13 protein-coding genes and 1 pseudogene are annotated in these 16029 nt (G+C 73.5%); 8 read left to right on the plus strand and 6 right to left on the minus strand.

The features are described from left to right. Positions 1–56: 56 nt before the first annotated feature. The 3 genes from KXC43_RS53565 to KXC43_RS20080 all read right to left on the minus strand — a co-directional run bounded on the left by KXC43_RS53565 (position 57) and on the right by KXC43_RS20080 (position 2494). Entirely contained in the window at positions 57–155 is a 99-nt protein-coding gene (locus KXC43_RS53565) for an MFS transporter small subunit (RefSeq protein ID WP_438870903.1), read from the minus strand. Then, positions 152–1540: an OFA family MFS transporter gene (locus tag KXC43_RS20075; RefSeq protein WP_221377682.1), complete on the minus strand. Its 1389-nt coding sequence runs from the start codon at positions 1538–1540 to the stop codon at positions 152–154. The genes KXC43_RS53565 and KXC43_RS20075 overlap by 4 nt, the downstream gene beginning before the upstream one ends. An 87-nt stretch (positions 1541–1627) precedes the next feature. Further along, positions 1628–2494 (minus strand): alpha/beta fold hydrolase, encoded by an 867-nt coding sequence (locus KXC43_RS20080; protein WP_308129163.1) that lies wholly within the window; start codon positions 2492–2494, stop codon positions 1628–1630. A gap of 119 nt (positions 2495–2613) precedes the next feature. On the opposite strand from KXC43_RS20080, the gene KXC43_RS20085 reads away from it, so the two are divergent. From KXC43_RS20085 to KXC43_RS51040, 6 genes and pseudogenes are all read left to right on the plus strand, one after another. Further along, entirely contained in the window at positions 2614–2970 is a 357-nt protein-coding gene (locus KXC43_RS20085) for an ArsR/SmtB family transcription factor (protein WP_221377622.1), read from the plus strand. Continuing rightward, positions 2963–3604, plus strand: a complete 642-nt coding sequence (locus KXC43_RS20090; protein WP_221377623.1) for an SRPBCC family protein — start codon at positions 2963–2965, stop codon at positions 3602–3604. The genes KXC43_RS20085 and KXC43_RS20090 overlap by 8 nt, the downstream gene beginning before the upstream one ends. A gap of 18 nt (positions 3605–3622) precedes the next feature. Then, positions 3623–4477, plus strand: coding sequence for a P1 family peptidase (locus KXC43_RS20095; protein ID WP_221377624.1), 855 nt, complete (start codon positions 3623–3625; stop codon positions 4475–4477). A gap of 28 nt (positions 4478–4505) precedes the next feature. Continuing rightward, positions 4506–4733 carry a zinc-ribbon domain-containing protein gene (locus KXC43_RS20100; RefSeq protein WP_221377625.1) on the plus strand — a complete coding sequence of 76 codons (228 nt, stop codon included), beginning with the start codon at positions 4506–4508 and terminating at the stop codon, positions 4731–4733. 85 nt (positions 4734–4818) lie between these two features. Continuing rightward, positions 4819–5313 (plus strand): hypothetical protein, encoded by a 495-nt coding sequence (locus tag KXC43_RS20105; RefSeq protein WP_221377626.1) that lies wholly within the window; start codon positions 4819–4821, stop codon positions 5311–5313. 202 nt (positions 5314–5515) lie between these two features. After that, positions 5516–5632: pseudogene (locus tag KXC43_RS51040) on the plus strand (IS5/IS1182 family transposase); the annotation flags it as partial. A 73-nt stretch (positions 5633–5705) separates the two neighbouring features. Here KXC43_RS51040 and KXC43_RS20110 read toward each other — a convergent pair. Continuing rightward, entirely contained in the window at positions 5706–6575 is an 870-nt protein-coding gene (locus KXC43_RS20110; protein ID WP_221377627.1) for an LLM class F420-dependent oxidoreductase, read from the minus strand. Positions 6576–6660: 85 nt separating this feature from the next. Between KXC43_RS20110 and KXC43_RS20115 the strand changes: the two genes are divergently transcribed. Both KXC43_RS20115 and KXC43_RS20120 read left to right on the plus strand, forming a co-directional pair. Further along, positions 6661–9603 (plus strand): FtsX-like permease family protein, encoded by a 2943-nt coding sequence (locus KXC43_RS20115; protein WP_221377628.1) that lies wholly within the window; start codon positions 6661–6663, stop codon positions 9601–9603. Beyond that, positions 9600–12602 (plus strand): ABC transporter permease, encoded by a 3003-nt coding sequence (locus KXC43_RS20120; RefSeq protein ID WP_221377629.1) that lies wholly within the window; start codon positions 9600–9602, stop codon positions 12600–12602. Before KXC43_RS20115 ends, KXC43_RS20120 begins: the two co-directional genes overlap by 4 nt. Before the next feature lie 295 nt (positions 12603–12897). Here KXC43_RS20120 and KXC43_RS20125 read toward each other — a convergent pair whose 3' ends face one another. Next, positions 12898–13446, minus strand: a complete 549-nt coding sequence (locus tag KXC43_RS20125; protein WP_221377630.1) for a hypothetical protein — start codon at positions 13444–13446, stop codon at positions 12898–12900. 47 nt (positions 13447–13493) lie between these two features. Then, positions 13494–15944, minus strand: coding sequence for a PAS domain-containing sensor histidine kinase (locus tag KXC43_RS20130; RefSeq protein WP_221377631.1), 2451 nt, complete (start codon positions 15942–15944; stop codon positions 13494–13496). Between the last annotated feature and the right edge of the window lie 85 nt (positions 15945–16029).

Genomic DNA, 16029 nt, shown 5'->3' on the forward strand with positions numbered 1-16029 from the left:
CGTGACGCGGCCCGGGCCGCTCGGACGAGCGACCCGGGCCGGGCGGGACGACGAAGCTACTGGAACAGCTTGGCCGCGGTCATCACCGTCTGGATGATGCCGTAGCCCAGCAGGACGGCGACCAGCAGCCAGGACAGAACCAGACGGGCGCTCATGCCGCGGCCTCCTTCTCGAGCGGCTGGGCCGGCTCGTGGTAGCGCTCCGGCACCGGCCGGACCAGCAGGTTGGCGACGAAGCCGACGACCAGGACGCCGACCATGGTGAACAGGGCCGGCTGATAGGCCGCGCTGGTCAGCGTGCCCGGCTTGCCCTCGGCGTCGAGGAAGCCGTTGATGATCAGCGGCCCGGCCACGCCGGCGGCCGACCAGGCGGTCAGCAGGCGGCCGTGGATCGCGCCGACCTGGAACGTGCCGAACAGGTCCCGCAGGTAGGCCGGGACCGTGGCGAACCCGCCGCCGTAGAACGACAGGATGATGCCCGCAAGGATGACGAACAGCCAGGTCGCGGCGTCGCCGACCGTGGCCAGCAGCAGGTAGAGGATCACGCCGACGCCCAGGTAGACCATGTAGATGGGCTTGCGGCCGATCACGTCCGACGTCGACGACCAGGCGAAACGGCCGGCCATGTTGAACAGCGACAGCACGCCCACGAAGCCGCCGGCCGCGGCCACGCTGACGCTGGAGACGCCGTCCGACCGGAAGAAGTCCTGAATCATCGGGCTGGCCTGCTCGAGGATGCCGATGCCGGCGGTCACGTTGCAGAACAGCACGATCCACAGCAGCCAGAAAGCACGCGTGCGGATCGCGTTGGCGGCCGACACGCTCGCGGTGGTGACCAGCGGCTTCGCCTTGACCGAGGCCGGGTCCCAGCCGTCGGGCTTCCAGTCGTCGGCCGGCACGCGCATGTTGGCCACGCCGAACATCATGATGACGAAGTAGGCGATGCCCAGCGTCAGGAACAGCGCCACCAGCGACCCGCCCGAGGCGACCGAGGTGGCCACGCTCGGGTCGTAGTTGTCGTCGTAGAACGAGAGCAGCTGGCGCGAGGCCGGGCTGGCGATCAGCGCCCCGCCGCCGAAGCCCATGATGGCGAGGCCGGTGGCCAGGCCGGGCCGGTCGGGGAACCACTTGATCAGTGTCGACACCGGCGAGATGTAGCCGATGCCGAGGCCGATGCCGCCCAGCACGCCGTAGCCCAGGTAGACCAGCCACAGCTGACTCGTGCTGATGCCGAGCGCGCTGACCAGGAAGCCGGCCGCCCAGAAGCTGGCCGACACGAACATCGCCTTGCGCGGTCCGTTGCGTTCGACCCAGGTGCCGCCGACCGCCGCCGACAGACCCAGCATCACGATGGCGATGCTGAAGATGATGCCGATGGAGGTCTGGCTGGCCTCGAAGTGCGAGACGAAGGAGTTCTTGTAGACACTCGTCGCGTAGACCTGGCCGATACAGAGGTGCACCGACAGGGCGGCGGGCGGGATCAGCCAGCGGCTGAAGCCGGGCGGCGCCACGGAGTGTTCGCGGTCGAGCCTGGTGAGCAGGGACAAGGTAGCGCCTCCCAACCCCGGTGGAGGGTATCGATCTTCATGATCGACCCTCCGGTCCGGGGCGGCAACCGGAGACGGAGCCTAACGCCGGGCGTTGGCGACGATCGCGTCGATGATCTGCGGCCACAGCGCTTCGGGCAGGTCGTGGCCCATGCCGGGGATGACCAGGAGCTCCGCGCCGGGGACGGCGGCCGCGGTGGCCCGCCCGCCGCTCACGTTGATCAGCGGGTCGTCCGCACCGTGAATGACCACCGTCGGCACGGCGACCGACTGCAGGGCTTCCGTCCGGTCCGGCGAGGCGACGATCGCCGCGTACTGGCGCTGGCCCCCGGCCGGGCGGTAGCTGCGCTCGAACTTGGCCGTGGCCCGCCGGCGCAGTTCGGCCTCGGCCGTCGGGTAGCCGGGCGAGCCGATGACCCGCGACGCCGCGACCGCTCCATTGATGATCTCGTCGCGGGTCGTGGCGGGCGGGCGCATCAGCGCGGCCGCGGCCTCCGGCGTCGGGCGGCCGACCGCCCGGTCGCCGGTCATCGACATGATGGAGCACAGGCTGGCCACCAGGTCGGGGTGGTCGAGGGTCAGCTGCTGGGCGATCATGCCGCCCATCGAGGCCCCGACGACGTGCACCGGTTCCAGGCCGAGCTCCTTGATCAGGCCCGCCGCGTCGGACGCCATGTCGCTGAGCAGGTAGGGCGCGCCGGCCGGGTCGCCGCCGAAGATCGCGGCGAGGTCGGGCGCGGGCAGGTCGTCGAACGCGGTCGACAGCCCGGCGTCCCGGTTGTCGAAGCGCACCACGTGGAAGCCGCGTGCGGCCAGCTCGCCGACGAATCCCGCCGGCCAGTCGACGAGCTGCGCGCCCAGCCCCATGATCAGCAGCAACCCGGGATCATCCGGGTTGCCCGTCGTCTCGTACCTCAGATCGATCCCGTTGGCCCGCACATCCGGCACCGCGACTCCCCTTCCTCGCGCCTTCACGATCAGCATGCCGCATCGCCCCGGACACGCCATCGGCAGAACCACCTGTTTCAGCCTTGGCTTATATAAGGACGAGCTGATAACGTACGGCTGTGCATGCGTTCGATGTTCTCGGAGATCCCGTGCGGCGGCGGATCCTGGAGCTGCTCGCCGAGGGTGAGCAGAGCTCCGGTTCCGTCACCGGCGTGATCCGGGCCGAGTTCGGCATCTCGCAACCGGCCGTGTCGCAGCACCTGCGCGTCCTGCGCGACAACGGCTTCGCGACCGTGCGCCCCGAGGGCGCCCGCCGCCTCTACGCCGTCGACGACACGGCCCTGCGCGAGGCCGACGCCTGGCTGGCGAAGTTTCGCCGGTTCTGGGTGCCCCGCCTGGCCGCCATGGAGACCGAGGTGGCTCGGGGCAAGCGGCAGCGACGCCTACAACACGACGAGGAGAAACACGATGATTGACGTCAACCACCAGATCAGCCAGGTGCGCCGGCAGCAGGGCCGCCGCACGCTCGAGGCGGGCGAGGCACGCGTCCAGACGATCAGCCAGGTCTACGACACCGACATCGAGGACCTGTGGGACGTGGTGACCAACCCCGAGCGCATCGCCCGCTGGTTCCTGCCGGTCGAGGGTGAGCTCAAGGAGGGCGGCCGGTATCAGCTCACCGGCAACGCGGGCGGCACGGTCACCCGCTGCGACCGCCCCAGCGGCTACTCGGCCACGTGGGAGTTCGCCGACCAGGTGAGCTGGATCGAGGTGCGCCTGACCCCCGAGGGTGACAGCACCCGCTTCGAACTCGAGCACGTCGCCCACGTCGCCGACGAGTGGTGGGACCAGTTCGGCCCCGGCGCCACCGGCGTGGGCTGGGACGGCGGCTTCTACGGCCTGGCCAACTATCTGGCCGACCCGGCGACCGCCGTCAACCCGGAGTCGATGGCGACCTGGCACGAGACCCCCGAGGGACGGTCCTTCTACCGCCAGTCCAGCGACGCCTGGGTCGAGGCCTCGATCGCCGACGGCGCCGACCCGGTGGCCGCCAAGGCCGCCGGCGAGCGCACCTACGCGTTCTACACCGGCCAGGAGGCGCCGAGCTGACCTGGGCATACTGGTCGCATGAACCTGCTCTCGGCCCGCGCCGGCCACTGGACGTCCGACGGCACCGGGGTCACCGTGATCCTGCCGCCGCCGGGCACGGTCGGCTCGGGCGAGATCAGGGGCGGCGCGCCCGCCACCCGCGAGTTCGCCCTGCTCGAACCCACCCGTCTGGTCGACCGCGTGGACGCGGTGGTGCTGTCGGGCGGGTCGGCGTTCGGTCTGGCCGCCGGCGACGGCGTGATGTCACTGATGCGCGCCCGGGGGCTGGGTCTGCCCACCCCCGCCGGCCCGGTCCCGATCGTGGTGGGCCTGTCGCTCTTCGACGCCTCGGTGGCAGCGCCGGTCCGCCCCGACTTCGCCGAGGGCGGCCGGCGGGCCGCCCAGGCCGCTCTGGACGGCGCTCCCTTCGAGACCGGCCGGGTCGGCGCGGGCACCGGCGCCACCACCGGCAAGTGGCGTGAACGCCTCGACCCCGGCGGCCTGGGCGTGGCCGAGGGCCGGGCCGGCGAGGCGTCCGTGGTGGCCCTGGCCGCGGTCAACGCCTGGGGCGACGTCATCGGCCCCGACGGCCGGCCGCTGACCGCCCCGCCCGTCACGCCCGGCGCCGCGCCCGCCCCGCCGCCCTTCCCCACGGCCAACACCACGATCGCCGTGGTCCTGACCGACGCCCGGCTCGACAAGGTGGCTTGCAACTGGCTGGCCCAGAGCGCCCACACCGGCTTCGCCCGGGCCCTGCACCCCGCCCACACCCGCTACGACGGGGACGCCGTGATCGCCCTGGCCACGGGCGAGCGGAAAGCCCCCGTCGACCTCGAGCACCTGCGGACCGTCACCGCCGACGTGATGGCGGCCGCGATCCGCTCCACGGCGTGATTCGCGAACGGCCGCTACCGTTGGTGGGGTGTTCCTCATCTTCGGCATCCGCAGCAAAGACAAGATCGTCGGTTCGCGCCTCGGCCGGTGCGAGGTCTGCGGCGCCACCGCGGCCCAGACCCTCGTGCGGCGTACGACGAAGTTCAGCCTCTTCTTCGTGCCGCTGTTCCCGGTGCGAGCCGCCCGCCACTTCGTGACCTGCACCAACTGCGGCCGCTCCCGCGCCGCCGCCCGCGAAGAGCTCGTCGCGGCCTGAGCCCACCCGGCACAACCCACGGCCGTCAACATGATCGACTGATCGGCGTGACACATCGACCGACCTGCGTGACGAGAGGGCAAGCATGAATCCGGCCGCCGAGGGCGACGCCCCGTTGCCGGCGCGGGTGGCCGAGCACCTGCAGCCCGGCGAGGGCCTGGTCGCCGCCATCTGGGTCAGCCGCCCCGCCGGGGTCGAGGCGCTCCGCATGTCCCGAAGCGAGATGTCCCCGTGGCGCCTGCGCCGGGCCACCCCCGAGTCGCGCCGGGGCGTCAACGGCCGGCCGAGCAGCCATGCCGTCGCCCTGGACGAACACGTCCGCACCGTCAACGACCCCCGCGTCCTGGCTCTCACCGACCGCCGGCTCCTGCTGCTGTCCCAGGGCCTCGGGTCGTGGCGCGACCTGCTCCCCCGCCCCGCCGGCACGCTGTCCCCCTTACGCCTGCGCTGGGAATCGCCTCGCACCGACCTGACCAAGGCCACCGAGGAGTCCGGGCACCTGCGCCTCGACTTCACCGACGGCTCGTACCTGATTCTGCTGACCCCGTCGGCCCACGTGCAGCCCTTCCTTGACGGCTGACGGCCGCGGGACGCCACGTCGGGCCAACGAGTGAGGCATCGCGCTGCTCGGGTGAGCTGGAGAGAAGGCTGTGTCCTTCGGCGCGCTCCTGCCTGCCGTCAAACAACGCGGCGCCCGAGGTGCTGGTGGCCCACCACGCAATAAAGTGGACCGTCGCTACCACGGCCGAGAGACTCCCGGTTGCCCCCGAGTGCCTCGACGCCATTGCGGACCGTCACTCGCGCTGGCACCGGTGCGCCGCCGATCCCAAGACCAGGTCGCGATCGTCGACGGCACCCTGATCCCGACCCGCGATCACCGGCTCGCCGCGCCGAGGAAGCGCACCGCTCGGCGCCGTGACCGTCGCTGCCTGATCAGGTATGGACGGTCACGGCCGTACCAATGGCTTTTTGCTATCTGAACTGCGGGACCAGGTCTTCGGCCAGGCGGAGCAGCGGGGCGTGGTCGTAGGCGACACGCGGGATGTAGAAGATGACGTAGTCGGCGCCGGCCTCGACGACCTTCTCGACGCGGGCCATGGTGTCGGCCGTCGACTCCGTGAGGTCGAGCTCGATCGTCGTCGACTTGGTGATGTCGGCGAAGTCGCGGCCGACGGTGTCGCAGTGGGCGCGCAGCACTCTCAGCTTGTGCGCGATCATCTCGGGGTTGCCGCCGCCGACGTTGCAGCCGTCGGCGTACTGGGCGACCAGCTTCAGCGTGATCTTCTCGCCGCCGCCGCCCAGCCAGAACTGGGGCTTGCGGCGCGGCTGGTTGATCGCGCCGTCGAGGCGGTAGTGCTTGCCCTCGAAGACCGGGCGGTCCTCGGTCCACAGCTTGTGCACGACCTGGACGGCCTCGCGGAACTCGCTCATCCGCTGCGGCACGTCCTTCCACTCGTAGCCGTACGCCTTCCACTCGTGCTCGTACCAGCCGGCGCCCAGACCGGCGATGAGCCGGCCGTTGCTGGCCACGTCGACCGTCGACGCGATCTTGGCGTAGAGGGAGGGCTGGCGGTAGCCGTTGCAGCCCACCATCTGGCCGATCCTGACCCGGCTGGTGTCGCGGGCCAGCGTCGATGTGGCCGTCCAGCACTCGAAGACCGAGTTGTCCGTCGGCTCGGGCACGGTGTGGAAGTGGTCGTAGAGCCAGATCGCGTCCCACGGACCGGCGTCGGCCACGCGGGCCACCTGGGTCATCGCCTCGTACTGCTCGACCGGGTCGGCGATCTCGACCAGGTCCATCTTCCAGCCCTGGGGCACGAACACCCCGAAACGTACGCTCATGGACCTCAACCTAATCGACGCTTGGCAAAAACGATCGGCGGTACCAGAGTGTCCGTGGATCGAGTAAGACGGGGGATCGGAACGGATGTACTACATAGCCCTGGGCGCCGTCCGCCGGCGCTCCGGTCCGGCGTTGCTGGTCGGCCTGCTCGCGGCCCTGCTCGCGACGGCTGCCGGCGGGGCCGCGTGGTACGGGCTGACCGTCTCGTCGCGCTCGGCGGGCAATGTGGTGACCTCGGCCCCGGTCGAGGAACGCGTCATCCTGGTGCGCCAGGCCGGTGAGGGCACCGACGACCCGCGGGGCGCGCTCGACGACTTCGGCGCCACCGCGCGAGGCCTGCTGCCGGTGCCCGGCGCCGAGCCGGTGCTGGGGGCTGTGGCCGACGCCAGCTTCGTCTATCCCGGGGCGGTCGGGGCGTCCACCGGGCTGCCGATCGCCTACCGCGACGGGTTCTGCGAGCACGCCCGGCTCACCGGAACCTGTCCGGCGGCCGCGAACGAGGCGGCCGTCAGCAGCGACTCCGCCACCCGGCTCAAGCTGAAGCCGGGCGACACGTTCCGGGTGCGGCCGGCGACCACGGTGAACCCGATGACGTTCCGTGTCACCGCCGTCTACCAGCCGATCGACCCGGGCGGTCCGTACTGGAGCGACAAGCTCTTCCGCGCCCAGGGCTCGCTCGACCCGCTGTTCACCTCGCTCGACACGTTCCGCGACCCCGGCCTGACCCGCCCGGTCCACGCGTGGGACCTCGAGGTGCCGCTCCCGCTGCTGCGCGGCGATGGCGGGTACGACCTGAACGGGCTGGTGAACCATGCGGCGCCCCGCTTCGCGGCCCAGCAGCTCGAGCTGGTCGCCCCCACCGGCAAGCTGGTCGACCGGGTGCGCGCCGAACGGCTGGCCGTGGCCGGCGGCGTGGCGATCGCCCTGGGCCAGGTCGCCGTCCTCGCCTGGTTCGCGATCGCGCTGGCCGGCCGCTTCACCGGTCGCGACCGCCGCGCCGACGCCGGCCTGCTCAAGCTGCGCGGCAGCACCGCCCGCGGCATCCTGCGCCTGGCCCTGAGCCAGCATCTGCTCCCGCTGGCCGGCGGCGGCCTGGCCGGGTGGGTCGCCGGATTCCTGGTCGCCTGGCCGCTGTCCCGCGGCCTGCCGGTGCGCGTCGAGCTGTGGGTGGCGCTGCTGCTGTCGCTGGGCCTCGTCGTCGTCACGCTCGGCATCGCCCTGCTCGTGCTGCTCGCCGTGGACGCGCTGCAGCAACGGGCGCCGGTCGCGGCCCTGTTGCGGCGGGTGCCCACGGCCCGGCGGGACTGGCGTTCGGGGGTCGTCGACCTGGCCCTGATCGCGCTGGCCGCCGGGGCGGTCTACCAGGCCCGGTCGGGCGGCAGCGGCCTCGGCGTGGTCGCGCCCGCGCTGGTCGCGCTGGCCGTCGGGCTGCTGCTGGCCCGGCTGTTGCGGCGGCTGGCCGACAGGGTGGGCGCGGTGGCTCTGCGCGCCGGCCGGGTGCGGCTCGGGCTGACCGCCGTACGGGTCTCGCGCCAGCCCGGCACCGACCGGGTCTTCGCCCTGGTCGTGGTGGCCGTCGCCGTGCTGGCGCTGACGCTGGGCACCTTCGCGGCCGGCCGCGCGGAGCGGGTCGAGCGGGCCGACGTCGAGCTGGGCGCGGCCCGGGTGCTGACCGTCTCGGCGGCCTCCCGCACCCAGCTGCTGCACGCCGTGCGCCAGGCCGATCCCGAGGGCCGCTACGCGATGGCCGTCGTCGTGGACTCCGGCGGCACCCCACCCGTGCTGGCCGTCGACAGCAGCCGGCTCGCCACCGTGGCGACCTGGCGTCCCGAGTACGGTCCGGTCACCGCCCTGACCACCGCGAAGGCCCCACAGCTGCTGCCGCTGATCACCGGCAACCGGCTGACCGTGGACGTGACCAGCGGGCGGCGCACCACCACCCTGCTCGGCGTCATCCTGCAGCACGAGGGCACCGGCGAGGGCGTACGCCTGGAGTCCAGGGGCATCCGGCGGGGCGCCCAGTCGGTATCGGCCGCCGTGCCGGCCTGCGCCGTCGCCCCCGGCTGTCGCCTCGTCGGGTGGGAACTGTTCACCCCCGAGGGCTCGGACACCGGCGCGGTCACCATCCGCTCGCTCAGCCAGCAGAACCCGCCGGCCACCGTTGTCGACGCCGCCGGGCTCGGCGACGTGACCCGCTGGCGCGGCGACTTCACCACCCCGGCCGTCCACGTCGCGGCTGGTCCCGGCGGCCTCACCCTCAGCGCGGGGCAGGCCGGCGGAACCAAGGTGGCGGTCGTCGACTCGCCGCTCCCGCTGCCGATCGTGCTGGCCGGCAAGGCCCCGGGCACCTGGTTCTTCGACGACGCGGCGCTGGGCCGGTTCGGGGACGTGGCCACGCCCGTCCACGTGGCCGCCGTGGCACGGGTGCTGCCGGTCATCGGCGCCGACGGTGTGCTGACCGACCTCGACGCCGCCCGCCGGGTCGCCGGCGACAGCGACCAGGGCGGCACCCTGCAGGTCTGGCTGACCGGCGACGCGCCCGCGCCGGTGGTCGACGCGATCGGCCTGCCCGTGCTCGACGACCGCACGGCCGACGGGCGGGTGGCCGAACTGGCCGCCGACAGCTCGGTCGTCACCGCCTCGTTCGGCCTGTTCGCCGCCGTCCTGGCCGCCCTGATCGCGGCCGGCCTGCTCGCGGTGGCGGCCGCCGTCGACCGCGAACCTCAGCTCGACCATCTGCGCGCGCTGCGCCATCAGGGCCTGCCCCGGCGAACCGCCCTGACCACCGCATACGCCGGGGCCGGCTCGGTCGCGCTGGCCGGGCTGCTCGGCGGGCTCGCGGCGGCGCTGGCCGCCCGTCCGATCGCCGAAGTCACCGCACCCCCGTTCCCGGACGGCTGGCGGGTGATCCCGCCGCCCGGTGCGCTCGGGCCCGCCGCGCTGGGCATCGCGGCCGCGGTGGCCGTGGTCGTCCTCGGCGTGACGACCTGGCTGTCGGTGCGGCGGCTGAACGGGGAACTTTCATGATCGCCCTGGTGCTCGCGATGGTGTGGGCGCGCCGCGGCCAGACGCTGGTGGTGGCGCTGCTGGCGCTGTTCGGGGTGGCGGCGGCCGTGGCGGCGCCGGCGTACCTGCGCGCGGCCGACCGCGCGGTGGCCGCCGGCCAGGTCGAGACGGCCACTCCGAACGAGCTGGCCGTCGCGGTCCGCGCGTATCAGCAGGACGTCCGGGAGGACAAACCGGGGGCGGATCCGCGCGGCCCCGACCTGGAGCGCAGCGGCACCGCGCTGGCCGGGCTGCCCGGCTTCGACTACGTCTACTCGATGGAGTTCCCGACGATCGGGATGGAGCCGTCGATCGCGTACGCGACCAGGTTCGCCTACCGCCAGGACGTCTGCGATCACCTCGAGATGACCGCCGGGCGCTGCCTGGTCGGCGAGTCGGACATCGTGCTGCCCGAGCAGATCGGACGGCGCCTCGAGATCGGCGCGGGCGACTCGGTCTCGCTCAGCTTCGCCCTGCGCATCGTCCCGCGCGGCGAGCCCCCGTTCTACGTGAAGAACGGCGCGGCCAAGCGTTTCCTGGTCGCCGGCCTCTACCGGGTGCCCGACCCGGGCGACGTCTACTGGGGATCCCGCGGCTTCATCAATCCGGGAGCGAGCCTGCCGGCGGGCGCGGGGCTGCCGGCTTTCGTCAACAACGCCACCATTCATGCCATGGACCGGGGGGCCGTCGACACCGGACTCGACGCCTTCCCGGGGCCCGGCGCTCTCGACGTCGACAAGCTTCCCGCCGTACGCGACGGTCTGGCCGACGTGCAGGCCGGGGTGACCGCCTTCCAGGGCGGGGTCGAACTGCACAGCCAGCTGCCCGACCTGCTGGCCCGGATCGACTCGGGCCGCGCCGCCGGCCACCGCATCGTTCCCGTCCTGGCCGTCGCGCTCGTGCTGCTGGCCTGCCTGACCATCTTCCTGGCCGTCGGCTACGGCACCGAGGGGCGCCGGCCCGAGCTGGCCGTGGTGGCGCTGCGCGGCGCCCGCTGGGGTCAGCGCTGGTGGCTGGCCACCGGCGAGAACCTGGTGGCGATCCTGATCGGCGCGACAGCGGGCTGCCTGGCCGGTCAGCTGCTCGTCAACGCGTTCGCGGCCTACCGCTTCCCCGGCGTCGGGGCCGACCCCGGTCTGGAATCGCTGCGCTGGGCGCCGGTGGCGGCCGGAGCGGCGGTGCTGACCGCGCTGCTGGCCGAGCGCCGGCAGATCGCCACCCCCGTCGCCGAGTTGTTGCGCCGGGCGCCGTCCGTGCCCAACAGCGCCCGGGCCGTCGCCGCCGAGCTGGTGGTGGTGATCCTGGCCGTGGTGGCTGTCGTTCAGCTCAGCTCGACGCTGCGCGGGGTCGGGACGGCGGCGGCGGCCCTGGTGCTGCTGGCCGGGTCGCTGGTCGCGGCGCGGCTGCTCGTGCCGCTGGTGACCGTGCTGGGCCGTCGCGCGTTGCGGCGCGGGCGGCTGGGCGTCGCCCTGGCCGGCCTGCAGCTGTCCCGGCGGCCCGGCGCGGTGCGGTTGTTCGCGCTGCTCACGGCGGCGGTCGCGGTCATCGGGTACGCGGCGGCGGCGGTCGACGTGGCCGCGAGCGGCCGCAGCGCCCAGGCCGTGCTCGGCACCGGCGCCACCCGGGTGCTCCACCTGGGCCCGACCGGCCGGCAGAACCTGCTCGCGGCGGTGCGCGCGGTCGACCCGCAGGGGACGTTCGCGATGGCGGCCGTGACGCTGCCGTCCGAGCCCGGCGCCCCGTCCGCCGTCGCGGTCGACACCACCCGCCTGAGCGCGGTGGCCGCGTGGCCCTCGGGCGGGCCGGCCGCCACGCGGATCGCCCAGCAGCTGCACCCGGCGGCCGCGCCCCCGGTGAAGGTGGACGGGGCCCAGGTGACGTTCGACATCAGCGCCCGGTTCGCGCAGGGCAAGGCGGTGGCCGTGACCGCTGTGCTGTCACCCCGCGAGGGCGGGAACGACGAGGTGGTCGAACTCGGCGTGTTGCGCAACGGCCGGCACGCGTACGGGCAGAGCGTTCAGGCCTGTGCCCGGGGCTGCACGCTGAACTCGCTGCGGATCGTGGGCGGCCAGGGCACCCTCGACGTGGCCGGCGTGCTGACCGTGCACAGCATCAACGACGCGCCGTCCGACGTCCTCAACGACCCGGCGCCGTGGCGGGCCTCCGAGGGCGGCCGGATCGGGGCCTCGGCGTCGGGCGGCCTCGAGATCGAGGTGACCTCGCTCAACGGCCTGCCCGACGGCATGTTCGTGCACCCCGCGTCCGCCCCGTACCCGCTGCCGGTGGCCGTCTCCGGCGTCACCGCGCTGCCCGCGATCGACAACCTGGACGCCCGCTCGACCCCGGTCGACGTGCGGGCGTCGCTGCCGGCCATCCCTGGCGCGGGCTCCCCGGCCGTGCTGACCGACCTCGACTACGCCGACCGCCTCGCCACCGACGGCGCCGCCAGCAGCAACGCGATGGTCTGGCTCAACGACAAGGCCCCGAAGGACGCCGTCGCGGCCCTCTCCGCCCACAACCTCACCGTGACCGCCGACGTCCGGGCGGACGACGTCCGGAAGCGCCTGGACAAGCAGGGCCCGGCGATCGCCCTCTGGTTCTACGTGATCGTCGCCGCCCTGGCCACGGCCTTGGCCGCGGGCGCCCTGGTGCTGGCCGCCGCCGTCGACCGGGAACGGCGGGTGGAAGACCTGTCGGCGCTGCGCGGACAGGGACTGAGCCGCTCCGCGCTGCGCCAGGCCACCCTGTGGACGTACCCGGTGCTGGTCGTGGCCGCGGTCGTGGCCGGCATGGGTGTGGCCACCCTGGGCTGGTGGCTGACGGGCTGGGCCCTGCCACTGGCCGGGCTCGACCCGCCGGCCCTGCCCCTGGCCGCCTGGCCCCGCCTGCTCACCATGCTGCTGACCGCCGCCGCCACGGCCCTCCTGCTGGCCGGCGCCGCCGTCCTGGCCGGCCGCCGCACCCTGCGCCGGATCTCCTAGCTGGCTGGGCGAGCCGCACTCCCGGCAGTGGCTGGTCGTGCTGGACGAACTCGGCGATCCGACCGGCCTTCAAGACCTGTGGCCGCCGGCCGGGGGACCCGGACGGCATCCCCGTCGGTCTCTTCCGGTCAGCGCCCGCACTGACCATGGTGTCGGCACGACGCGGCCGGGTGACGACCGCCGACGACGCGGCCGACGGACTGACCAACCTGGAACGGCTGAGCCGGTGCCGGCTCGACGACGACGGGCACACCGAGGTGGCCGGGATCCGCCGCATGATCGACCTCTGGACCCCTCAGGCCGGCGTCTCCTTCGTCACCAGGCGGCGGCTCTCCTCGCCCGCGCTGACCGAGAGGGCCCAGCCCTTGACCGACGACACCCGGCGGGAGGACGTGATGGTTCTGCCCTTGGTGGCGTCGGGGCAGGGCTGGCCGGCGTCGGGCGGGACCGTGGTGCCCGAGATGCCGAAGCTGGCGCCGGTGATCCAGAAGCCGACCAGCTTGCCGCGGTAGCCCTTGGCTGTGCCGCGGCCCTTGTCGAGCACCGCGGCGTTGCGCAGCTCGTAGCGGCCGAACTCGCGGTAGTGCGTCACCGGGAAGGGTTGCCCGCCGCAGGCGACGGTGTAGGTGTCGTTGGTCCAGAAGTCGTGGTTGAAGACCAGGGTCGACGCCTGGGCCGACAGCTTGGAGTCGCTCCACCCGAACGCCTTCTGCAGGTCGGCCCGCGCCACGTAGCCCTTCATCGTCCGCGAGTCGTAGGTCACCGCGGCCGAGGCCGGGGCGGCCGCGGCGACGGTGGCCACGAGGGTCGCGCCGGCGGTGGCGAGGCGGAGCAGTGCGTTCATTGTGCGACTCCTGGGCTGCGGGGATCCATCGGAACCAACGATCATGGTCAGTCGTGGGATGCGGGGAGGACGACGGTGAAGACGCTGCCCGCGTCGGCGCCGGCGGCCGGGGCAGCGGTGATGCGGCCGCCGTGGGCGTCCACGATGGCCTTGGTGATGGCCAGGCCCAGGCCGGTGCCCTTGGTGCCCTGGCGGACGGCGTTGCTGGCGCGGAAGAAGCGCTCGAACAGCCGGTCGTACTCGTCGGCGGGCACGCCGATGCCGGTGTCGGCCACCTCGATGACGACGTCGCCGGCCAGCCGGGCCGTGACCGTGACGGCGCCGCCGTCGGGCGTGTACTTCACGGCGTTGCTCACCAGGTTGTCGAGCACCTGGCGCAGCCGGACCGGGTCGGCCAGCACGGGCAGGTGGCGCGGCACGCCCGCGGTGACGGTCAGGCCCTTGGCCTGCGCGGCCGGCTCCTGGGCCTGCAGGGTCTCGCGGATCAGGCGGGCGGCCGAGAGCGGCTGCGGGTCGATGTGCAGCTGACCGGCCTCCAGGCGGGCCAGGTCGAGCAGGTCGTCCACGAGGTGCTGCATGTGGGTGGACCGGCGGTCGATCACCTCGGCCAGGTTCCGCTGCTCGTCGGAGAGCTGCGGGTCGTCCAGCAGCGTCTCGCTGTAGCTGCGGATCGCGCTGAGCGGGTTGCGCAGCTCGTGGCTGACCATGCCGACCAGCTCGTCCTTGACCCGCGCGAGCTCCAGCGCCAGGTCCTCGGCGCGGCGGCGTTCCATGTGCCGGCCCAGGTGGGCGCAGACGCCGTCGAGCAGGTCGAGCACGTCGGGGTCGGGTTCCTGGGGTACGGCGGTGAAGAACAGCAGCACGCCGAGCACCCGGTCGTCGGAGCGCACCGGCACCCCGATCGCGCTGTGCAGGCCGGCCGCCCGCACCTGGGCCGCGCGTAACACCGTACGGGGATCGTCGAGCACTTCCGGCAGCCACAGCTCGCTGTCGCCGGCCCAGATGTGCCCGGCCAGCCCCTCGCCCCACCGCACGTGCGCCGGCCGGTCCGGGACGGCGTGCCCGGGCGCCGCCCAGGAACCCACGCGGTCGATTCGATCGCCGTTGACCTGCCAGAACTCGCCCAGGGCCCATTCCAGCCCGGCGCACACGGCGGCCACCGTGCAGTCGGCCGCCTCACCGGCGCTGTGCGCGTCGGCCAGCCCGCGGGCAACGGCCAGGAGCACCTCGCGGAACACCTCGGCCTGCCGCTGCTCGGTGATGTCGTGCATGGCGACCACCGCGCCGAGGCGGTGGCCGTCGGGCGTCTCCAGCGGGCGCGCGTTCACGGTGAAGCGGCGGGCCGATTGGCCGGGCGGGGCGATCATCAGTTCGGCGTGGTCGACCCTTTCGCCTGCGTACGCCCTGGCCAGCGGGACCTCGTCCGGCCGGAGCGGCGTACGCCCGTCGGGGTGGTAGAGGTCGTAGGCGCGGGGCCAGTCGTCCGGCGGCAGCTCCCGGGCCGAGCAGCCGTGGATGTCGCGCAACGCCTGGTTGAAGAGGGTCAGCCGCCCGTCCTCGTCACAGGCGCCGACCCCGGTGTCCAGGCTGTCCAGAAGGGCCTGCAGGAAGGCGCGCTCGTGTTCGAGCTGGCGTTGCCCGGTCCGCCGGTCGCTGATGTCGTGCAGGAAGGCGTGGAAGCCGCCGTCGTGCTGCAGCAGGCTCATCTCGATCGGGAACTCGGCGCCGTCGCGCTTGCGGGCACACAGCTCCACCCGCTTGCCGACCAGCGTCGACATGCCGCCGCTGTGCATCCGGGCCAGCCCGGCGGCGTGCGCGGAAGCGAACCGGTCCGGAATGATGAGGTCGGCCACCGGCCGGCCCTCGGCCTCGCCCGCGGGGTAACCGAAGAGGCGCTCGGCCGCCGCGTTCCAGCCCGTCACCACCCCGTAGGCGTCGACCGCGACGTGCGCGTCGGGCGCGTTGTCGAGCATCCCCCGCAGCCGGCGCACGGTGGCGGCCTGCTCGTGTTCGCTCGCCCGCAGCGCGATCTCGCTCTCGGCCGCGGCCGCCAGGTCCTCGATGAGCAGCAGCTCGCGCGGTTCCCAGTCGCGGGGCCGGTTGTCGAGCACGCCGAACGCGCCCAGCGGGTAGCCGTCGGGGCTGCGGACGGGGAACCCGGCGTACGCGATGATGCCGCCGGCGACGGCCGGGTGCCCGGCGACGCGCTCGTCGGTCCGCGCGTCGCACACCAGCAGGGGCGCGTCGGAGTCGACCACCAGCCGGCAGAACGTGTGCTCGGGCGGCGGGCCGGACTGCCCGGCCACCGTACGGTCGTCCGCGCCGACGAGCGAGACGACAGCCCGGGCGGCCCGCAGTTGGTGCGCGGCGGCGTGGGCCAGCCGGTCCAGCGACGGGTAGGGCGGGTGCCCGAGCATGCCGGTATCGCGCAGGCGACTCAACCGGACGGCGTCGCTCAGCCGGCCGTCCGCACCGGTCGTGCCCGCTGTCGGCCCCACTCCCTCCGATTCGGCCGCACCGGGGCGGGCCTGAGCCGGAAAACGGAAGTCGTCGCTCAGCCCTCTTGTCAGCTACGGAATCAGT

This window comes from Paractinoplanes polyasparticus (genome assembly GCF_019710575.1).
GTDB lineage: Bacteria > Actinomycetota > Actinomycetes > Mycobacteriales > Micromonosporaceae > Actinoplanes > Actinoplanes polyasparticus.

Bases quoted from the DNA above. Each gene is read 5' to 3' on its own strand.
- KXC43_RS53565 (WP_438870903.1), bottom strand. From the start codon at position 155: ATGAGCGCCCGTCTGGTTCTGTCCTGGCTGCTGGTCGCCGTCCTGCTG.
- KXC43_RS20125 (WP_221377630.1), bottom strand. From the start codon at position 13,446: ATGAACGCACTGCTCCGCCTCGCCACCGCCGGCGCGACCCTCGTGGCC.
- KXC43_RS20115 (WP_221377628.1), top strand. From the start codon at position 6,661: ATGTACTACATAGCCCTGGGCGCCGTCCGCCGGCGCTCCGGTCCGGCG.
- KXC43_RS20090 (WP_221377623.1), top strand. From the start codon at position 2,963: ATGATTGACGTCAACCACCAGATCAGCCAGGTGCGCCGGCAGCAGGGC.
- KXC43_RS20120 (WP_221377629.1), top strand. From the start codon at position 9,600: ATGATCGCCCTGGTGCTCGCGATGGTGTGGGCGCGCCGCGGCCAGACG.
- KXC43_RS20105 (WP_221377626.1), top strand. From the start codon at position 4,819: ATGAATCCGGCCGCCGAGGGCGACGCCCCGTTGCCGGCGCGGGTGGCC.
- KXC43_RS20110 (WP_221377627.1), bottom strand. From the start codon at position 6,575: ATGAGCGTACGTTTCGGGGTGTTCGTGCCCCAGGGCTGGAAGATGGAC.
- KXC43_RS20095 (WP_221377624.1), top strand. From the start codon at position 3,623: ATGAACCTGCTCTCGGCCCGCGCCGGCCACTGGACGTCCGACGGCACC.